The 18169-nt window shown below is 74.2% G+C and carries 22 protein-coding genes; 5 read left to right on the top strand and 17 right to left on the bottom strand.

What is annotated here, in order from left to right; genetic code table 11:
* Positions 1 to 73 precede the first annotated feature (73 nt).
* Genes ACERUJ_RS06380 through ACERUJ_RS06365 form a run of 4 tightly spaced genes read left to right on the top strand, consistent with a single transcriptional unit; the run spans position 74 to position 3499 of the window.
* Positions 74 to 1789: a nitrite/sulfite reductase gene (locus ACERUJ_RS06380; protein ID WP_370247638.1), complete on the top strand. Its 1716-nt coding sequence runs from the start codon at positions 74 to 76 to the stop codon at positions 1787 to 1789.
* Positions 1786 to 1944 (top strand): hypothetical protein, encoded by a 159-nt coding sequence (locus ACERUJ_RS06375; RefSeq protein WP_370247637.1) that lies wholly within the window; start codon positions 1786 to 1788, stop codon positions 1942 to 1944. Before ACERUJ_RS06380 ends, ACERUJ_RS06375 begins: the two co-directional genes overlap by 4 nt.
* Positions 1941 to 2684 (top strand): phosphoadenylyl-sulfate reductase, encoded by a 744-nt coding sequence (locus ACERUJ_RS06370; RefSeq protein ID WP_370247636.1) that lies wholly within the window; start codon positions 1941 to 1943, stop codon positions 2682 to 2684. Before ACERUJ_RS06375 ends, ACERUJ_RS06370 begins: the two co-directional genes overlap by 4 nt.
* 59 nt (positions 2685 to 2743) lie before the next feature.
* Entirely contained in the window at positions 2744 to 3499 is a 756-nt protein-coding gene (locus ACERUJ_RS06365; RefSeq protein WP_370247635.1) for a sirohydrochlorin chelatase, read from the top strand.
* A gap of 40 nt (positions 3500 to 3539) precedes the next feature.
* Here ACERUJ_RS06365 and ACERUJ_RS06360 read toward each other — a convergent pair whose 3' ends face one another.
* From ACERUJ_RS06360 to ACERUJ_RS06300, 13 genes are all read right to left on the bottom strand, one after another.
* Positions 3540 to 3971: a DUF3037 domain-containing protein gene (locus tag ACERUJ_RS06360; protein ID WP_370247634.1), complete on the bottom strand. Its 432-nt coding sequence runs from the start codon at positions 3969 to 3971 to the stop codon at positions 3540 to 3542.
* Positions 3968 to 4756, bottom strand: a complete 789-nt coding sequence (locus tag ACERUJ_RS06355) for a HipA family kinase (protein WP_370247633.1) — start codon at positions 4754 to 4756, stop codon at positions 3968 to 3970. The genes ACERUJ_RS06360 and ACERUJ_RS06355 overlap by 4 nt, the downstream gene beginning before the upstream one ends.
* Positions 4753 to 5622: a PPK2 family polyphosphate kinase gene (locus ACERUJ_RS06350; protein WP_370247632.1), complete on the bottom strand. Its 870-nt coding sequence runs from the start codon at positions 5620 to 5622 to the stop codon at positions 4753 to 4755. The genes ACERUJ_RS06355 and ACERUJ_RS06350 overlap by 4 nt, the downstream gene beginning before the upstream one ends.
* Positions 5619 to 6122, bottom strand: coding sequence for a phosphoribosyltransferase (locus ACERUJ_RS06345; protein WP_370247631.1), 504 nt, complete (start codon positions 6120 to 6122; stop codon positions 5619 to 5621). Before ACERUJ_RS06345 ends, ACERUJ_RS06350 begins: the two co-directional genes overlap by 4 nt.
* Positions 6123 to 6156: 34 nt before the next feature.
* Entirely contained in the window at positions 6157 to 6810 is a 654-nt protein-coding gene (locus ACERUJ_RS06340; protein ID WP_370247630.1) for a regulatory protein RecX, read from the bottom strand.
* 11 nt (positions 6811 to 6821) lie between these two features.
* A complete protein-coding gene (gene recA, locus ACERUJ_RS06335) occupies positions 6822 to 7865 on the bottom strand; it encodes a recombinase RecA (RefSeq protein WP_370247628.1) in 1044 nt (347 codons plus the stop codon).
* Positions 7866 to 8096: 231 nt separating this feature from the next.
* The gene (locus ACERUJ_RS06330; RefSeq protein WP_370247627.1) at positions 8097 to 9338 is read right to left on the bottom strand and encodes a sensor histidine kinase; all 1242 of its coding nucleotides are present in this window, start codon (positions 9336 to 9338) and stop codon (positions 8097 to 8099) included.
* A complete protein-coding gene (locus ACERUJ_RS06325; protein WP_370247626.1) occupies positions 9335 to 10021 on the bottom strand; it encodes a response regulator transcription factor in 687 nt (228 codons plus the stop codon). Before ACERUJ_RS06325 ends, ACERUJ_RS06330 begins: the two co-directional genes overlap by 4 nt.
* On the bottom strand, positions 10012 to 10515 hold the full coding sequence (locus tag ACERUJ_RS06320; RefSeq protein ID WP_370247625.1) for a hypothetical protein: 504 nt from the start codon (positions 10513 to 10515) through the stop codon (positions 10012 to 10014). Before ACERUJ_RS06320 ends, ACERUJ_RS06325 begins: the two co-directional genes overlap by 10 nt.
* On the bottom strand, positions 10512 to 11717 hold the full coding sequence (locus tag ACERUJ_RS06315; protein ID WP_370247624.1) for a molybdopterin-dependent oxidoreductase: 1206 nt from the start codon (positions 11715 to 11717) through the stop codon (positions 10512 to 10514). The genes ACERUJ_RS06320 and ACERUJ_RS06315 overlap by 4 nt, the downstream gene beginning before the upstream one ends.
* Entirely contained in the window at positions 11714 to 12355 is a 642-nt protein-coding gene (locus ACERUJ_RS06310; protein WP_370247623.1) for a class I SAM-dependent methyltransferase, read from the bottom strand. Before ACERUJ_RS06310 ends, ACERUJ_RS06315 begins: the two co-directional genes overlap by 4 nt.
* On the bottom strand, positions 12352 to 13083 hold the full coding sequence (locus ACERUJ_RS06305) for a DUF2064 domain-containing protein (RefSeq protein WP_370247622.1): 732 nt from the start codon (positions 13081 to 13083) through the stop codon (positions 12352 to 12354). The genes ACERUJ_RS06310 and ACERUJ_RS06305 overlap by 4 nt, the downstream gene beginning before the upstream one ends.
* A complete protein-coding gene (locus tag ACERUJ_RS06300; RefSeq protein ID WP_370247621.1) occupies positions 13080 to 13793 on the bottom strand; it encodes a glycosyltransferase family 2 protein in 714 nt (237 codons plus the stop codon). The genes ACERUJ_RS06305 and ACERUJ_RS06300 overlap by 4 nt, the downstream gene beginning before the upstream one ends.
* A 111-nt stretch (positions 13794 to 13904) precedes the next feature.
* Here ACERUJ_RS06300 and ACERUJ_RS06295 point away from each other — a divergent pair, with 111 nt between their 5' ends.
* Complete coding sequence (locus ACERUJ_RS06295; RefSeq protein ID WP_370247620.1) at positions 13905 to 15257, top strand: hypothetical protein; 1353 nt, start codon at positions 13905 to 13907, stop codon at positions 15255 to 15257.
* A gap of 16 nt (positions 15258 to 15273) precedes the next feature.
* Here the strand turns inward: ACERUJ_RS06295 and ACERUJ_RS06290 are convergent, their stop codons facing one another.
* The 4 genes from ACERUJ_RS06290 to ACERUJ_RS06275 form a co-directional block, all read right to left on the bottom strand.
* Positions 15274 to 16323, bottom strand: a complete 1050-nt coding sequence (locus ACERUJ_RS06290; RefSeq protein ID WP_370247619.1) for an NAD-dependent epimerase/dehydratase family protein — start codon at positions 16321 to 16323, stop codon at positions 15274 to 15276.
* Positions 16320 to 17156 carry an S-methyl-5'-thioadenosine phosphorylase gene (locus ACERUJ_RS06285; RefSeq protein WP_370247618.1) on the bottom strand — a complete coding sequence of 279 codons (837 nt, stop codon included), beginning with the start codon at positions 17154 to 17156 and terminating at the stop codon, positions 16320 to 16322. Before ACERUJ_RS06285 ends, ACERUJ_RS06290 begins: the two co-directional genes overlap by 4 nt.
* 77 nt (positions 17157 to 17233) lie before the next feature.
* A complete protein-coding gene (locus ACERUJ_RS06280; RefSeq protein ID WP_370247617.1) occupies positions 17234 to 17425 on the bottom strand; it encodes a DUF3046 domain-containing protein in 192 nt (63 codons plus the stop codon).
* 70 nt (positions 17426 to 17495) lie between these two features.
* Positions 17496 to 18047, bottom strand: coding sequence for a DinB family protein (locus ACERUJ_RS06275; RefSeq protein ID WP_370247616.1), 552 nt, complete (start codon positions 18045 to 18047; stop codon positions 17496 to 17498).
* Between the last annotated feature and the right edge of the window lie 122 nt (positions 18048 to 18169).

Raw genomic sequence — 18169 nt, 5'->3', positions numbered from 1 at the left:
GTGTCCGGGTCCGCGCTGACACCGGGCTCCCCGCCCACGACCCCTCGCCGGACCCAGACCCCGAAGGACCACCGTGACCGACCTGCGCTACCAGGCCGCGCCCGCCCAGCAGACCGAGATCCCGCGCCCCAAGCGCGCGGAGGGTCAGTGGGCGCTCGGCTACACCGAGCCGCTGAACAAGAACGAGCAGTCCAAGAAGGACGACGACCCGCTCAACGTCCGTGACCGCATCCTCTACACCTACTCCAAGCTCGGCTTCGACTCGATCGACCCGGCCGACCTGCGCGGCCGCTTCCGGTGGATGGGTCTCTACACCCAGCGCGCCCCCGGCTTCGACGGCGGCAAGACGGCCACCGTGCCGGAGGAGGAGTTGGACGACAAGTACTTCATGCTGCGCGTGCGCTCCGACGGCCGACTGCTCACCGCCGCCGCCGTGCGGGCGCTCGGCGAGATCGGCGTGGAGTTCGCCCGCGACACCGCCGACGTCACCGACCGCGAGAACATCCAGTACCACTGGATCCGCATCGAGGACGTCCCGGCGATCTGGGACCGGCTCGACGAGGCCGGCCTGTCCAGCCTCGAGGCGTGCGGCGACTCGCCCCGCCCCTTCCTCGGCTCGCCGGTCGCCGGCGTGGCTGCCGACGAGATCATCGACGGCACCGAGGCGCTGGATGAGATCTTCCGTCGCTACATCGGCGACCCGGCCTTCTCGAACCTGCCGCGCAAGTTCAAGACCGCCCTCACCGGCCACCCCAGCCACGACGTCTCCCCCGAGACCAACGACATCGCCTTCGTCGGCACCGTGCACCCCGAGTACGGCCCGGGCTTCGACTGCTGGGTGGGCGGTGGTCTGTCCACCAACCCCATGCTGGCGGCCAAGATGGGCGTCTGGATCCCGCTCGAGGACGTCGCCGACGTCTGGGCCGGCGTGGCCTCGATCTTCCGCGACTACGGCTACCGCCGGCTGCGCTCGCGGGCCCGGCTGAAGTTCCTCGTGGCCGACTGGGGCGTGGAGAAGTTCCGCGAGGTCCTGGAGAACGAGTACCTCGGCCGGCCGCTGGTCACCTGCGAGTCCCCCGCCTCCCCCACCGGCCACCGCGACCACATCGGCGTCCACGACGCCAAGGACGGCCGCAAGTACATCGGCGTCGCCCCCGTCGTGGGCCGGGTCTCCGGCTCGCTGCTCGTGCAGCTGGCCGACCTGATCGAGGAGTTCGGACTCGACGGCGCCCGCCTCACGCCCTACCAGAAGATCGTGCTGATCGGCGTCGACGCCGAGAAGGTCGAGCCGCTGGTCGAGCGGCTCGCCGCGATCGGCCTGGAGGCGCGCCCCTCCAACTGGCGGCGCAACACCATGGCCTGCACCGGCATCGAGTTCTGCAAGCTCGCGATCGTCGACACCAAGAACCGCGCCCGCGACCTCGTGGCCGAGCTCGAGCAGCGGGTGCCCGAGCTGGACGTGCCGATCACCATCAACGTCAACGGCTGCCCCAACGCCTGCGCCCGCACCCAGGTGGCCGACTTCGGCCTCAAGGGTCAGCTGGTCACCGTCGACGGCGCCCAGGTGGAGGGCTTCCAGGTGCACCTGGGCGGCGCCACCGGGTTGCAGGCCAACTTCGGCCGCAAGCTGCGCGCCCACAAGGTCACCAGCGAGGGCCTGGGCGACTACGTCACCAACGTCGTGCGCGCCTACCTCGCCGACCGGGCCGAGGGCGAGAACTTCGCCTCCTGGGTCGCCCGGGCCGACGAGCAGCTGCTGCGCGGCGAGGAGGTGGCACTCTCCTCATGAGCGAGCGCGCGGTCCCCTTCCACTGCCCCTACTGCGGTGATGAGAACCTGTGGCCCCACGAGGCGGCGCACGGGGCGTGGGAGTGCCGGTCCTGCCTGCGCGCGTTCTCGCTGAAGATGCTCGGTCTGGTGCGGCCCACCGGCGGCGCCCGATGAGCGCCTCCACCACCCGCGCCCGCGCGAACCGCGGGGTGCTGACCGAGGGTCGCTCGCCCGAGGAGCTGCGTGAGCTGGTGTCCCACTGGGGTGCCGAGCTCGAGCTCGCCCCCGCCGAGACGATCATCGAGTGGGCCGCCGCCACGTTCGGCGACCGCTTCTGCGTCACGTCCTCGATGGGCGACGCCGTCCTGGCCCACCTCGCCGCGGCGGTCGTGCCCGGCGTCGACGTGGTGTTCCTCGACACCGGCTACCACTTCATCGAGACGATCGGCACCCGCGACGCCGTCGCCGCCACCCTCGACGTCAACCTCATCACGATCACGCCGGCCCAGACCGTGGCCGAGCAGGACGCCGAGTACGGCCCCGAGCTGTTCCGCCGCGACCCCGACCTGTGCTGCGCCCTGCGCAAGGTCGCGCCGCTGGCGGACTCGCTGGCGGGCTACGACGCCTGGGCCACCGGCCTGCGTCGCGCCGAGACCCACAACCGCGTCATCGCCCCCGTCATCGGGTGGGACGCGAAGAAGGGCAAGGTCAAGGTCTCCCCCCTCGCTCGCTGGAGCGATGACCAGGTCGAGCGGTACATCCAGGACAACGGTGTCCTGGTGAACCCGCTCGTCTATGACGGCTATCCGTCGATCGGGTGCGCTCCCTGCACCCGGCGTGTCGCCCCCGGTGAGGACCCGCGCAGCGGGCGCTGGGCCGGCACGAGCAAGACCGAGTGCGGGATCCACACCTGAACCACCGCTCCACCCACTCCCCGTGGATCCCCACCCGCCGACACGAGAAGGAGGGCAGCGTGCCTGCTCCCGCCCTGGTGGCCCTCGCTCACGCCAGTCGTGACCCGCGGACCACGTCCACCATCACCGAGCTCGTCGACCAGGTGAAGACCCAGCGCCCCGACCTGCGGGTCGAGCGCGCGTTCGTGCAGCACGGCGCGCATCGTGGCAAGCCGGACTTCCAGACCGTCGTCGACCGGCTGGTCAAGGCCGGCCACGAGGAGATCGTCGTCGTCCCGCTGGTGATGTCCGAGGCGTTCGGCGCCCCCTCCGACATCGAGGGTGCCCTGGCCGAGGCCGGGGCCCGTCACCCCGGCCTGCGGCTGCAGTGCACCGCGATCCTGGGCATGGAGGCCTGTTTCCTCGAGGTCCTGGACCAGCGCATGCGCGAGGCACTCCAGGACGCCCGGGTGCGGGAGCTCGACGCGCTCGTGCTCGCGGCCGCCGGCTCCACCGACCCGCTGGCCAACCAGTCGGTCGCCCGCCTGGCCCGGTTGTGGGGCACCCACCACCGCCTGCCCGTCACCGCGGCCTACGCCGCCAACACCCCGCCGGCCACCGGCGAGGCCGTGCGGGCCTTCCGCGCCGAGGGACGGCGTCACATCGCCGTCGCCTCGCTCTTCCTCACCCCCGGCGAGCTCACCGACCGTGCCGAGGAGCTGGCCCTGGAGGCCGGCGCCATCGCGGTCTCCAAGCCCCTGGGCGCCCACCCGGAGGTCGCCCGGATCGTGCTGGCCCGCTACGCGGTCGGCGCCGTCGAGCTCGTCCCGGTCTGATCCGGACCCTCTCCGCCGGTCGACCCGCCGTCCCCGGCGGTCAGCCCACGAGCGTCCTCACCAGGTGCTCGAGGCTGGCCGCGGGGTCGCGGGTGAGCCCGCCGTGCACCGGCCCGGGCTGCAGCACGGTGCTGCGCGGCGCCCGGACGAGGCCGAACCGGGTGCCGGCGTCCTCCCGCACCTCCCGCGTGCCGTAGGCGGTGGCCCGCAGCGCCGCGGTGTACCCGCGCTGTCCTGCGCCCACGCAGATCCGCGCCACCGCATCGGCCGCCGCGCCGACCGCGGCGACGTCGAGGTCGGCGTGCAGGGCGGTGAGCCGCTGCTCGTCCAGGGCGAAGCGCGCCTGCAGGAAGTCGACCTCCGGGCAGTGCAGCACCACCCCCACGTTCACGAACTCCTCGCGCTCCACCCGCGGCACACAGCGCATCACGACGTACTGGTAGGCGTGCCAGCCCGCGCTCACGTGCGTCATGCCGGCTCCTCCGCCGGCAGCCACGTCCGCACGCCGTCGACGCCGTCGCGTCGCGCCGCCAGGAACCTCACGTACCGCGCCCGGAGCTCCGCGGGCGTGTCCGCCCCCGGGACCGGCTCCAACCAGACGTCCGGCACCGCCGCGAGGACCTGGGCCAGGGTCGCGTCGTCCAGACGTGCCGCCAGCGCGGCGTCCTGGCGCCGGGCCGAGGCCGCCGCCTCACGCAGCACGTGCTCGCCGGTGTCGTAGGGCTGCCGCGCGAAGCGGGCGGGATCACTGGGGCCACCGGGCCAGGAGTGGTGGAAGTACAGCGAGGCGCCGTGGTCGATCGCCTCGAGCGTGCCGTTCCACAGCAGCAGGTTGGGGTTGCGCCAACTGCGGTCGACGTTGGCGGTGAACGCATCCAGCCACAGCACCCGCCCGGCGAGGTCGTCGTCGCCGTGGCTGGCACCGGGGTCGTAGCCGAAGGAGCCCGGCAGGAAGTCGAGGCCGAGGTTCGCGCCCGGGCTGGCGTCGATGAGGTCCTGGACCTCCTCGTCGGCCTCGTAGCGGGCCAGGCGCGGGTCGACCTCGAGCACGACCTGGTCGGGCGTTGGGATGTCGAGCAGCCGGGCCAGACCAGCCACCACGACCTCGGCCACGAGCACCCGCGGACCCTGCCCCGCACCACGGAACTTGCAGACGTAGGTGCCGAGGTCCTCGCCCTCGACCAGTCCCGGCAGGCTGCCCCCCTCGCGCAGCGGCGCGACGTAGCGGGTCACCACGATGTGCGGCAGCGTCGTCATCGGCCGCCCTCCGGCTCCGTGGCGAGCAGCAGTCGGCGCTGCTCGGCGACGTCGTAGTCGGCCGCGGGCCAGTCCAGCCCCATCCCCTCCAGCGCGCTCAGGAGCAGGCGACCCACGGCCAGGTTGCGGTACCACTTGCGGTCGGCCGGTACGACGTGCCACGGCGCGTGCGGGGTGCCGGTGGAGCCGAGCGCCACCTCGTAGGCGGCCTGGAAGTCCGACCACCGCGCCCGGTCGACGAGGTCGTCGGGACTGTACTTCCAGTGCTTGGCGGGGTCGTCGAGCCGGGCCAGCAGCCGGGCCCGCTGCTCCGCCAGGCCGACGTGGAGGAACACCTTGAGCAGCACGACGCCGTCGTCGACCAGCCGCTGCTCGAAGTCGCGGATGGCGGCGAGCCGGCGCTCGCGCTCCGCGGCGTCGATCGAGGCCCGCACGACCGGCACGAGCACGTCCTCGTAGTGGGACCGGTCGAAGACCCCGATCCGCCCCGGCACCGGCAGGGCCCGCTCGATGCGCCACAGGAAGTCGTGCGCGCGCTCCTGCTCGGTGGGCGCCCCGAAGGAGGTGATCGCCACGCCCTGGGGATCCACCAGTCCGAGGACGCTGCGGATGGTGCCGCCCTTGCCCGAGGTGTCCATGCCCTGCAGCACCATCAGCACCCGACGGGCACCCCCGCTGCGGCCGTGGGCGAAGAGGCGCTCCTGCGCCTGCGCGAGCGCGGGCCCGAGCGCGGCGAGGGCGGTCGCCCCGGACGCCTTGTCCCGGGGCTCCTCGGCCCCGGCCGCGGCGAGCCGCGCCTCGGGATCGGTCGGCAGGTCGCGCAGGTCGACCGGCCCCGGCGGCAGCGGGGCGATCGTGGCGCTCATGCCGAGGCGGACGGCGCGGACTCCGAGCGACGCCGCAGCGGCGGCTTGTTCGACCACGGGAAGTCGATCCAGGCGTCGGTCGCGCGCCAGAGGTAGTCGGGCACGACCACCGAGCGCGGCTTGTGGTAGACCACGGCCGTGCGGGCCTCGGCCACGTGGTCGGCGCAGAACTCCTGCACGTGGCGCAGGGTGAGGCCGGTGTCGGCGACGTCGTCGGCGATGAGCACGCGCAGCCCGGCGAGATCGATCGCATCAGGGGTGGGCGGCAGCATGATCGGGACCGGCAGCCGACGGTCGACCCCGGTGTAGAACTCGACGTTGACCGCGGAGAGGTTCTTGACGTCGAGGGCGTAGCCCAGCCCCATCCCGAGCCCGAGTCCACCGCGGGCGATGCTGAGGATCAGGTCGGGCTCGAACCCGCTGTCGACCACCTGCCGGGCGAGGTCGTCGACCGCCACCCCGAAGTCGGACCAGGTCAGGATCTCGCGCTCCTCGCTCACGGGCCGAGTCTGGCATCCGGCCCCGGCCCGCGGTCTAGGGGCCGTCCCACTCCGGGGACTCCGGGAGGTCCTCCCCGGCCCCGCGGGCGGCGAGCTCCTCCTTGACGATCGCGAACGCGAGCCCGGGGCCGTAGCCCTTGCGGCCCAACATCCCGACCAGCCGCCGGGTGGCGACGACGTCGTCGACCGTGCGCAGGGAGCGCAGCTTCTTGCGCACCAGGGCGCGGGCGGCCTCGCGCTCCTGCTCGGGATCGACCTCGTCGAGCGCCTCCCGGGCCACCTCGTCGTCGACACCCTTGCGTCGCAGCTCCTGGGCCAGGGCGCGCCGCGCCAGCCCTTTGGAGGACTGCCGGGCCCCCACCCAGGTGCGGGCGAAGGCGGCGTCGTCGACGAGACCGACCTCCTCGAACCGGTCGAGCAGCCGGGTGGCGATCTCGGTCGGAACGTTGCGGGAGGCCAGCTTGTCGGCCAGTTCGCGCCGCGACCGGGCGCGGCCGGTGAGCTGCTCGAGCAGGATCGTGCGGGCCACCGACTCCGGGTCCGCGTCCGGCCCCTGCGCCACCGGGTCGAGGGGTGGCGCAGGAGCCGAACGGGTCCACGCGGCGACACCGTCAGCGATGTCGCCGAGCCAGGCCGGCGGCGGGGCCGAGGGATCCGGCCCGCCCGCCGAGGGATGGGTCGCGCTCATGCGGGCGCGACTCAGAAGTCGTCGATGCCGATCGGCTTGTCGGACAGCTCCTCGGAGTCGACGGTCGGGCCGACGCCGAGCTTCTCCAGGATCCGCTTCTCCAGCTCGTTGGCAAGGTCGGGGTTGTCGCGCAGGAACGTGCGCGCGTTCTCCTTGCCCTGGCCCAGCTGGTCGCCCTCGTAGGTGTACCAGGCGCCGGCCTTGCGGATGAGGCCCGCCTCGACGCCGACGTCGATCAGACCGCCCTCGCGGCTGATGCCCTTGCCGTACATGATGTCGAACTCGGCCTGCTTGAACGGCGGGGCGACCTTGTTCTTCACGACCTTGACCCGGGTGCGGTTACCGACCATCTCGGTGCCGTCCTTGAGGGTCTCGATCCGGCGCACGTCGAGGCGGACCGAGGAGTAGAACTTCAGCGCCCGACCACCGGTGGTGGTCTCGGGCGAGCCGAACATGACGCCGATCTTCTCGCGCAGCTGGTTGATGAAGATCGCGGTGGTGCCGGAGTTGTTGAGCGCACCGGTCATCTTGCGCAGCGCCTGGCTCATGAGGCGGGCCTGCAGACCGACGTGCGAGTCGCCCATCTCGCCCTCGATCTCGGCGCGGGGCACGAGCGCGGCGACGGAGTCGATGACGATGAGGTCGAGCGCGCCCGAACGCACCAGCATGTCGGCGATCTCGAGCGCCTGCTCACCGGAGTCGGGCTGGGAGACGAGCAGCGCATCGGTGTCGACGCCCAGCGCCTTGGCGTACTCGGGGTCGAGCGCGTGCTCGGCGTCGATGAAGGCCACGATGCCGCCACGGGCCTGGGCGTTGGCGACGGCGTGCAGGGCCACGGTGGTCTTACCGGAGGACTCCGGACCGTAGATCTCCACGACCCGGCCGCGGGGCAGGCCGCCGAGGCCCAGCGCGACGTCGAGGGCGATCGACCCGGTCGGGATGATCTCCAACGGCGCACGGGCCTCCTCGCCCAGCCGCATCACCGAGCCCTTGCCGAACTGCTTCTCGATGTTCAGCAGCGCGGTCTCGAGGGCCTTGTCGCGGTCTCCAGCCATGGTGGTTCCGTCCTCACGTGTGTGGTGATGGGTCGTGCGACCCGGGGTGGTCGGCAGCGTCGGGGTTCCCCTGCCGACCTGCACGAGGGACGCTAGACGCGACCACCGACAGACCGGGGACTGCCGCCCGGAGGCTGTGGAGAGCGGGATCTCCCCCGCTCCGCGCTCGACTCTAGACGAACACCTGTTCGAAGTCCGCGCGCGACACGCCGACACGCCGCCGCGAGGCGGTCAGGAGTCCACGACGTGCGCGGCCCGGTCCCCCCGGCCCGACTCGGTGTCGGGGTCGCCGGCCACCTCGGAGGCGCGCGGGAGCCGCACGGAGAAGACGCACCCGATCACCCGACCCTCGGCGTCGAGGCGGTCGGCGACGTCCGCCTCTCCTCCGTGCGCCTGGGCCACCGCCCGCACGATCGCGAGGCCGAGCCCGGCCTGCACCGTCGGGGCGTGCCCGACCTCCGGCGTCCGGGCTGCGCTGCCGCGCCAGCCGACCTCGAAGGCGTGCTCCTTCTCCGGCGCCGAGAGCCCGCCGCACTCGTCCGCGACCCCGATGGTGAGGAAGCCGCCCTCCTCGACGACGTCGACACCGACCTCGCCACCGTCGCGCGTGTGCCGCACGGCGTTGCCCAGCAGGTTGTCGAGCACCCGGGCGATCGCGTCGGCATCGCCGGACACGCCGGCTCCCGGAGGGCAGCTGCCCCACACCGTGACACCCCGCGCCACCGCGGCGGGCGAGGCCCGTCGCGCGGCACCGATCGCATCACTGACCAGGTCGGCCAACGGCACCGTGCCGTCGTCGAAGCGCAGGGCGCCGGCGTGGAGCCGGGAGAGGTCGAAGAGGTCGTCGACCATCCGGGTCAGCCGGTCGACGTCGCTGCGCATCTGGGCCCGGTAGCGGGCGGGGTCGGCGGCGAGGCCGTCGTCGAGCGCCTCCGTCATCGCGCGCAGGCCGGCCAGCGGGGTGCGCAGGTCGTGGGACACCCACGACACGAGGTCGCGGCGGGCCTGTTCGAGACGACGCTCCCGCACCCGCGACTCCTCGAGCCGCTCGCGGGTGAGCGCGAGCTCACGCGCCACGTCCTGCCACTCGCGCGGTCCGCCCACCCGGCCGAGGTCGGCGGCGGGGCCGGAGGGCTCCGCGCCGGAGGCGTCGTCGGCCAGGGACCGGATGGCGCTGGTGAGCGCATCGGACCACCGCACGGTGGCGAGCCCGATCACCAGCGAGACGCCGAGGGCCACCAGGGCCGCCAGCAGGCTGCTGACCACGAGGGCGTCGAGGTCCTGGCTGGAGATCACCATCCGCTCCGAGAGCGTCAGGACGCTGGCGAGGAGCGCGACGGTGGGCACGACGGCGACCAGGCCGAGCTGCCAGCGCAACGACCGGTGGCGGCCGAGGTAGGCCACGGTCAGGCCGAGCCCTCCGGTGGCGAGCGCGGCGCCGACGGGGATGACGATCATCTCGGTCGTTCTCATGGTGCCACCTCCCACCGGTAGCCGACGCCCCAGACCGTGACCAGCCGAGTGGGTTCCTCCGGCACGGGCTCGATCTTCTCCCGCACGCGGCGCACGTGCACGGTGACGGTCGAGTGGCCTCCGACGCTCCATCCCCACACCTGTTGCAGGAGGTGGTCGCGGGTGTGGGCCTGACCGGCCGTCGCGGCCAGGAAGTGCAGCAGGTCGAACTCGCGCTGGGTCAGCGCCACGGGGACGCCGTGGCGGGTGACGGTGCGACTCACGCGGTCGATGCGCAGGTCGCCGTCCTCGATCAGGTCGGGCAAGGCGGGGCGCTGCTGCTGCGCGCGCCGCAGCAGCGCCTCGACGCGCAGGACGAGCTCGCGAGCACTGAAGGGCTTGGTGAGGTAGTCGTCGGCGCCGAGCTCGAGGCCGGTCAGGCGGTCCTCGACCGCCCCGAGCGCGCTGAGCATCAGGATCGGCACCTGGTTGCCCCCGGCCCGCAGCCGGCGACAGATCTCCCGGCCGTCGAGCCCGGGCAGCATCAGGTCGAGCACGACCACCTCGGGCCGTTCCTCACCGATCACCCGCAGCGCCGCTCGGCCCTCGGCCTCCTCCCGGACGTCGTGGCCGGCGGCGCGCAGGTAGGAGACCACCACCTCGCGCACCGTCGCGTCGTCCTCGACGACCAGGATCAGTCCCACTCCCCCGCCTCCCGCCCCGCACGCGGGTCGGCCGCTGGTCCGCCGTCCGCAGTCGCCCGGTGGGCGCGGCGCAGCCGCCACGAGGCGGAGACCGCCACCCCCAGCACCAGGATCACAACGGTCAGGATGGCACCAAGGCGGTAGTCGACGTCGAGCAACGTCGGGTTGTCGGCCTTCGCCCCGAACCTCCCCCACGCCGGCAGGGACACCGCGGCGACGACCGCCCCCAGGACCAGCCCCACGGCGACCGGCGCACGCACCGGGCGCGGGAGCCGCAGCACGACGGCTCCGAGGAGGATGCTCAGTCCGGCGATCACGACGTCGTGCACCACGACGCCGGCGGCCAGCCAGATCCCGACCCGCCACAGGGTGTCGGAGGGCTCGGGTGCCAGCAGCAGCACCCCGTACCCGAGGACGCCGGCACCGAGGACCACGGTCAGCGACCGCCCGATCGACGGGCGGGAGCGCGACGCGCCCGTCGGCGGCGTGCTCACAGCACCTCCAGGGAGGACAGCCACTTGGTCTGGTAGACGCCGGGGCGGTTGGGCGCGATCAGGCGGCACGGGAAACCGTGGTCGAGGGCGAGGGGCTCGCCGTCGAGGTCGAGCGCGAGGAGCGTGGCGTCGTCGTCCACGAAGTCGGCGGGCAGGACGGTGACACCGCGCCCGGAGAGCTGCAGCGAGCGGAACCGGACCTCGCGACCGCGGGGCACCTCCAGACCGTCGAGCAGCTCGCGCAGCCCCACGCCGCGCCACTCACCGGACGCGCTCCAGCCCTCGACGCAGGCGATGGGCAGGGTCCGGGTGCGCTGCGGGAGCGACCGCAGCTCAGCGAGGCTGAACGCGCGCTCGCCGGCGCTCGTGCGCACGGTGAGGGCCCACGACGCCGCGGTGGCGTTGCCGACGACCCGGGCGGCCCGGGCGGTGGTGTTGATCGGGATCCCGCCGGGGCCGTCGCCGCTGCGCGCGGCGAACAGCGAGAACGGGCGCAGCGCCGGGACGGTGCCACCGGCGGTGAGCACGACCGCGGAGGCCGCCGCGACGCCGGTGAGCCGCAGCAGACCACGCCGTTCGAGCACGCCGGCGGGCGCCGGGACGTCGTCGTCGGTGGGTGCCTCGCCGTGCTGGTCGAGCCGACGGTCGTCGACGTCGTGACGCCACGCGGCGGTGATCAGCGGCCACTTGACGCCGAGATGGATCACCAGGGCGCCGATCAGGACCCATGACACCGCGTAGTGGACACTGCGGAAGTCGAAGCCCCACGGGTACCACTGGGCGCTGTTCTGCAGACCGATGACGAGCTGGAAGATCGAGGACGCGACCAGGAGCGCGATGCTGCCCCGCTCGGCGATCGTCACGAGCACCCGGCGCGGGTCCCGCAGCGACGGGGGCGGCGCGAACAGGTGGTGGTAGACCGACCAGAGCTTGACCAGCAGCAGGGGCACGGCGGCCGTGCCGCTGACGACGTGGAGCCCCTGGGTCACGCGGTACCCCCACGCCGGCCGGGTCGGGAAGGCCAGCCACGGGTCCGGGGTGCGGGCCCAGTGGCTGATGAGTCCGGTCACGAAGCACACGGCGAATGCGACGCCGAGCCAGGTCCCGACCCGCGCGGCGACCGCCGGGCTGCGCAACGGGCTGGTGAAGTCCTCCGGGCGCGGCGGGCGCACCGGCACCAGGGCGCGGACGCGGCCGCTCACGGCCGGTCCTCGAGCACCACGAACCAGCGCTCGTCGGCGGCGACCGTCTCGACGACCCGCAGCTCGGCGCGGCGGGCGACGCCCTCGATCTCGTCGACCCCCACCTCGGCCCACCGGAACGGACGGCTGCGCATGGAGCCGCACACCAGGTGCGCCCACTCGGCGCGCGTCGCCGCTCCGGGCGGGAGCACCTCGACCACCACCCGGCCCAGGGGTTCCACGAGGTGGCGACTGCGTCGCAGCAGCTGGACCGGGTCACCACCGATGCCGACGTTGCCGTCGGCGAGCAGGGCGGTGCCCCACCGGCCCTCGGCCGGGACGTCGTCGAAGACGCTGCGCACCATCGCCGATCCACCGCGCTCGCGGGTCAGGCCGACGGCCGCGGGGACGATGTCGATGCCCAGCGCGACGTGCCCCCGCTCCATGAGCGCGGCGGTGAGCCGGCCCGGACCGCAGCCGATGTCGAGGGTCGCCCCGCGGCACAGGTCGAGCAGCGCCAGATCGGCCTCGTCGGCCGGTCGACGCCAGTCGGCGACGGGAAGCGGTCGGGAGTCGCCGTCGGCACCGACGACGTCGCACGGCGTGCCGTGCAGCGCGCGGCCGAAGACCTCGCTGAAGGAGTGGTGGACCAGGGTCATGCTCGGCTCCCGGGGTGCAGCGGACGGGGATCGGGTGCGCCGGCGAGGTCGGCGCCTCGCTCTCGCGCGCGGCGCCAGGCGCGGGCGAAGCGACTGTCCGGCACGAGTCGGGCCACGACGTCGGCGTCGGCGGCCTCGTCGACGTCGCGCAGCTCGCGGGTCAGGTGCACCCCCGCTCCGGCCGCCACGAGGGCGGCGACCGTGTCGGCGCAGGTGTCGGGCGAGCTCATCCGCACCTCGGGCAGTCCGCGCAGGTGCTGCGGGTCGTGGCGCCCCAGGGCCCACCATCCGCCATCCTCGGCGGGCGCCACCACGGCGTCGTGGGTCAGCAGGGCGGCGGCCACCGCCCGCAGGTCGGACGGGGCGGCCTGGGGCGTGTCCATCCCGACCTGCACCAGCGGGCCGGGGCCGACGTCGGTGTGCGCGGCCAGCAGCCGCTCGCCCAGGTCGTCACCGCGCTGGGGGATCACGCGCCAGCCGACCAGGGCCGCCCGCAGCGCGGCCGTGCCGGATACGGCGTCGTCGAGGCCGCCGCCGAGAGCCAGCACGCAGTGCTCCACCCCGACGGCGCTCTCGGCGGCGGCGATCGTGTCGGCCAGCGCGGCCGCCGCCACCTCGGCGGCCGCCTCGGGGCCGATGCGGGCCGCGAGCCGGGTCTTGACCCGCCCGGGGCTCGGCGCCTTCGCCATCACCAGGATCCGGGTGCCGAGCGGGATCGCGGCGCTCATGCCAGCACCCGCCGGAAGTCGCGGGCCGCGCGCAGACTGCCGCGCACCGAGCCGGAGACCTTCGACCGGGTCCCCTCCGCACGCGGGTGGTAGGCGACGTCGTGCTCCAGGCAGCGCCATCGCGCCGTCGTCGCCCGCTGGAGCAGCTCGGCGGGGTAGCCGAAGCGGCGGTCCTCGACGCCGAGGTCGAGCAGGTCCTGACGGCGACAGACCCGCATCGGCGCGATGTCGTGCACCGTCATCCCGATCCGCCAGCGCATCCAGCGCACGACCAGGGCGTTGCCCAGCCGGGCGTGCCACGGCCAGATCCCCCGGCGCACGGGCCGGCGACGACCGACGGCGAGATCGGCACGGCCGGCGACGACCGCGGCGAGCAACGGCAGCAGGTCCTCGGGGTCGAAGGAGCCGTCACCGTCCATGACCGCGACGTAGGTGGCCTCGGCGGCCTCGACGCCGGCGTGGACGGCCGCGCCGTACCCGGGGCGCGACTCCTCCACGACGGTGGCCCCGAGGCTGCGCGCGACCGCCACGGTGTCGTCGGTGGAGCCGTTGTCCACCACGATCGTGCGCAGGCCCGCGGGGATGAGGGGCAGCAGGCGGCGCAGTGCCGCCGCCTCGTCCAGGCACGGCAGGACGAGGTCGCAGTCGAGGTCCGGGGGCGCCGACGAGGCCGGCGCCGGATCGCTGCTGGAGGACCTGGTGGAGGGCATGGTCATGACGCTAGGTGCCCCCGCGGCGGCGCGGGGATGACAACGGTGACGAAGCGATGACGGCTGTCTCCGGCGTCCCCCGGGGCGACCCGCGGCGCCTACGGTGGCGGGGTGCAGCCGTCCCCGACCCCGACCGCGCGCCCGTCCGACTCCCGGGCCGGGCGCGGCGGTCTCGCCGTCACCCTGGGGCTGATCGCCACCGCCGTGCTCGCGCCCGTGCTCACGGGGTGGACGGTCTACAGCCGGCTCGATCCGACCACGCCGGGCTCGATCGATCCGATCGTGGCGATCCTCGACCCGCAGTGGATCGGTCCCGGCACGGTGCCCGCCCTGCTGGTCGCGGTCATCGGGGTGCTCCACGGTCCCCGGTGGGCGGAGACGGTGCGCTGGCGCACCCTGCTCACCGGCGCGACCGCGGCGTCGCTGGCGTGGCTGGTGTCGCTCGCCACCATCCGCGGCGGTTCGGGAATCGGCGACGTGCTGGCCCGACGCTCGGAGTACCTGCCCACGGCCCGCGCGATGGACGTGACCGTCGCGCTGGACACCTGGATCTCGCGGATCCCGCTGGGGGCCGAGGACAACTGGCCGGTGCACGTGGCCGGGCACCCGCCCCTGGCGACGCTGTTCTTCGTCGGGCTCGATCGGATCGGTCTCGGCAGCGGCGCCGCCGCAGGTCTCGCGGTGTGCCTGGTCGCCTCCACGACGACGGCGGCGGTGCTGGTGACCCTGCGCCGGCTCGGGACCGAGGAGCACGCCCGGACCGCCGCGCCGTTCCTCGTGCTGACCCCCGCGGCGCTGTGGATGGCGGTCAGTGCCGATGCCGCGTTCGCGGCGCTGGCGACGTGGGGACTGGCCGCGCTCGCCGTGGCCGGCACGACGACGGGGCGGTGCCGGGTCGCCGCGGCGAGCGCGGCGGGTCTGCTCCTGGGTGCTGCGGTGATGTGCTCCTACGGGCTGCCGCTGCTCGGGGTGATGGCGCTCGCCGTGCTGGTGCTCGCCCGGTCGTGGCGACCCCTGCCGATCGCGGTGCTGGCCGCGCTGGTGCCGGTCGCGGTGTTCGCGGTCGCGGGTTTCTCGTGGTGGGAGGCGTTCCCGGTGCTGCGGGAGCGCTACTGGGACGGGCTCGCCTCACGGCGGCCTGCGGCGTACTGGACCTGGGCCAACCTGGCCAGCCTGGCGATCGCCTGCGGCCCCTGGGTGGGGGCGGGCCTGGCCGTCCTGGCCGCGCGTCGGCGAGAGGCCTCCCGGGTGGTCCTGGTCCTGGTCGGTGCCGCCGTCACGAGCGTGCTGCTCGCCGACCTGTCCCAGATGAGCCGGGCGGAGGTCGAGCGGATCTGGCTGCCGTGGATGCCGTGGCTCACCCTCGCCGTCGTCGTCCTGCCGCCACGCTGGCGGCGGCCGGCCCTGGTGGGTCAGGTGGTGTGGGCCCTCGCGCTGGAGACCCTGCTGCGCACGGCCTGGTGAGTCGGGCGCGGGCTGATCAGTCGCGCAGCGGCGCCTGCGCGAAGTCGCGCAGCCCGTCCTCGGGCGCCACCGCCGCCCGGAAGCCGAGCTCGCGCGCGGCGAGCGCGGGCGAGGCCACGATGTGCCGCACGTCGCCGATCCGGAACTCCCCGGTCACGCGGGGCGCGAGCCCCGCGGCATCGGTGGTGCCGGCGACGATCGCCGCCGCCACCTCGCCGATCGCGACGGGGCGACCGGAACACACGTTGTAGGCGGCGTGCGACCCCGGTGCGCGGTCCGGACACGCCTCGATCGCCAGCACGTTGGCGCGGGCGACGTCGGAGACGTGCACGAAGTCGCGCATCTGCGCACCGTCCTCGAACACCCGCGGTGGCTGCCCGGCCGCCAGCGCGGACCGGAACATCGCGGCGACGCCGGAGTAGGGGGTGTCGCGCGGCATCCCCGGGCCGTAGACGTTGTGGTAGCGCAACGAGATCGCCGCGGCACCGGCCTGCCGTGCCCACACCGTCGCGTACAGCTCCTGGGCGAGCTTGCTCACGGCGTAGCTGCTGCGCGGGTCGAGCGGGGCGTCCTCGGGCACCGTGTCCCAGGTCAGCGGCGCACCGCAGCGGTCGCAGGCGACGTCGAACGCCCCGGTCTGCAGCGCCTCGCGAGGACGCGGGGGCGCGGGTCGCTCGCCGTGCTCGGCGCAGCGGTACCGACCCTCTCCGTAGACGACCATCGAGGAGGCCTGCACCAGGCGTGTGACGCCGCGGGCCGCCATCGCAGCCATCAGGGCGGCGGTCCCGAGGTCGTTGTGGGCGGCGTAGAGCGGCAGGTCGGCCACGGTGACCCCGGCCCCGACCACGGCGGCCTGGTGGCACACGACGTCGACTCCGTCGAGGTGGTGCTGCCACCGGTCGGCGTCGCGCACGTCGAGGGCCAGCACCCCCTCGGGCGGCGTCGCGTCCCGGTGGGCATGCGGCAACATGAGGTCCACCGCCACCACCTCGTGCCCGGCGCCGAGGAGTTGGCGGTGGATCTCGGCACCGATGAAGCCCGCAGCGCCGGTGAGCAGCACCCTCATCCCAGGTCCGGGATCGCGTAGGGCAGCGTCATGCCCTCGGCCCAGGAGCCGCAGGTGCAGGTGGCGGGGTCGGGCAGGGCGCCGATCGCGGTGGTCAGCAGGGCCGTGAGCCGGTCGAGGTTGGCGCGGAAGCGGGCGAAGACCTCCTCCTGGCCCACGCCGTCACCGCTCTCGGCGCCGGCGTCCATGTCGGTGACGAGCGCGAGGGCGGCGTAGCACTGGCGCATCTCCCGGGCCAGCGCGGCCTCGGGTGCCCCGGTCATGTTGATCAGGTCCCAGCCGGCGGCGGCGTAGTCGCGCGACTCGGCGCGGGTCGAGAACCGGGGGCCCTCGATGACGACCATGCTGCCGCCGCGGCGCACGTCGGGGGCCGCCCCGGCGAGGGCCTCGCCCAGCCCCGGGCAGTAGGGGTCGGCGAAGGGCAGGTGACAGGCGCCGGACTCCACGTAGCTGCCGATCCGGCGGTGGGTGCGGTCGACGAGCTGGTCCGGCACGACGAGGTCGCCGGGGGCGACGGTGTCGCGCAGTCCGCCGACGGCGCAGGGAGCGAGCACCTGCCGCACGCCGAGGGAGCGCAGCGCCCACAGGTTGGCGCGGTACGGGATCGCGTGGGGCGGGTAGCGGTGGTCGCGGCCGTGGCGTGGCAGGAAGGCCACCCGGCGTCCGGCGGCCTCCCCCACCGCGATCGGCGCGGACGGCGCACCGTAGGGCGTGTCGACCTCGACGTGCACGGCGTCGGGGAGGAAGGCGTAGAACCCGGTGCCGCCGATGATGCCGACGTCGGCGCGCGCGGCCGGGTCGGCGGGGTCCAGGACAGCGGTGGAGGCACTCACCCGCCCGAGCCTAGGGGGCGGCGGACGCGTACAGGGACGCGGCGGGTGACATCCCGGTGACGGATCGGGCGCCGCGCTCAGCGCTGGTGCTCGGGGATCTCCAGCATCTCCGCCACCGCCGCCCACACCTCACGCGGCGTGAGTCCGGCGGCGAGCGCCTCCTCCACCGTGCGACTGCCCAGCGCGGTGATCGTGGTGTGCTCGGCCCACGACTCGGCCCGGGCCCCCAGGGCCTGACTCATCCGGGCTCGGAACTCGGTGTAGCGCACGCCCTCCAGCCTGCCAGAGCGCTCCTCCCCCGGCGCACCCGCACCGTGGGCCCCACCGCGGGTCCCGGGGTCAGCCTGCGACGTCGTGCAGGTGGTGCACCACGTCGTGCAGGTGGTAGCGGCCCAGGCTCGCGACCGTGAACACGCTGCCGTTGCTGCGACGTCCGGTGCGGCCGTGCTCGCGGGGGTCGAGGTCGTCGTAGATCGCGGCCACCCGCTCCGCCGATGCCCCGAGCTCGGTGGCGACGTCGGCGGCGTGCGCGAGGTCGTAACGACGCTCGAGGGCGGTGGCGTCCTGGTCCCAGTTCGCGAAGGCGGGGTCGTGCTCGTCGCGCATGAGGCGCAGTCGGTCGGCGAAGATCTCGTGCACGTCGCGCACGTGGGCGGCGTACTCGACCGCCGACCACACGGTCGGTGCCGGGCGCACGGCGGCGTCGGGACGCGCCAGCACGGGCGCCCAGGCGGCGGCGTTGGCGCGCACCCGCTCCCCCAGGTGCTCGACCGCGACCGCCGAGGCGTCGAACCCGCAGTCCGGGCAGGGCCGGTCGAGCACCCAGGTCCAGTCCTTGTCGTCGGCCGGCGGGGCGGTCGGGCCGCTGGCGATCGGGGCGTCGGCGCTCATGCGCCCATCCTCGCGGATCCAGCGGGGGCGACGCAGCCCTGACGCCGGACCGTCGGGGGTCGTCGTACCAACCGTCTGTGCTGTTGTTCGGCTCGAAATCAGCACAGACGGTTGGTACGACG

The organism is Nocardioides sp., assembly GCF_964228225.1.
Taxonomy (GTDB): Bacteria; Actinomycetota; Actinomycetes; order Propionibacteriales; family Nocardioidaceae; genus Nocardioides.
Note: the sequence above shows the minus strand (reverse complement) of the source record. Positions and strands in the feature narration are given on the sequence as shown.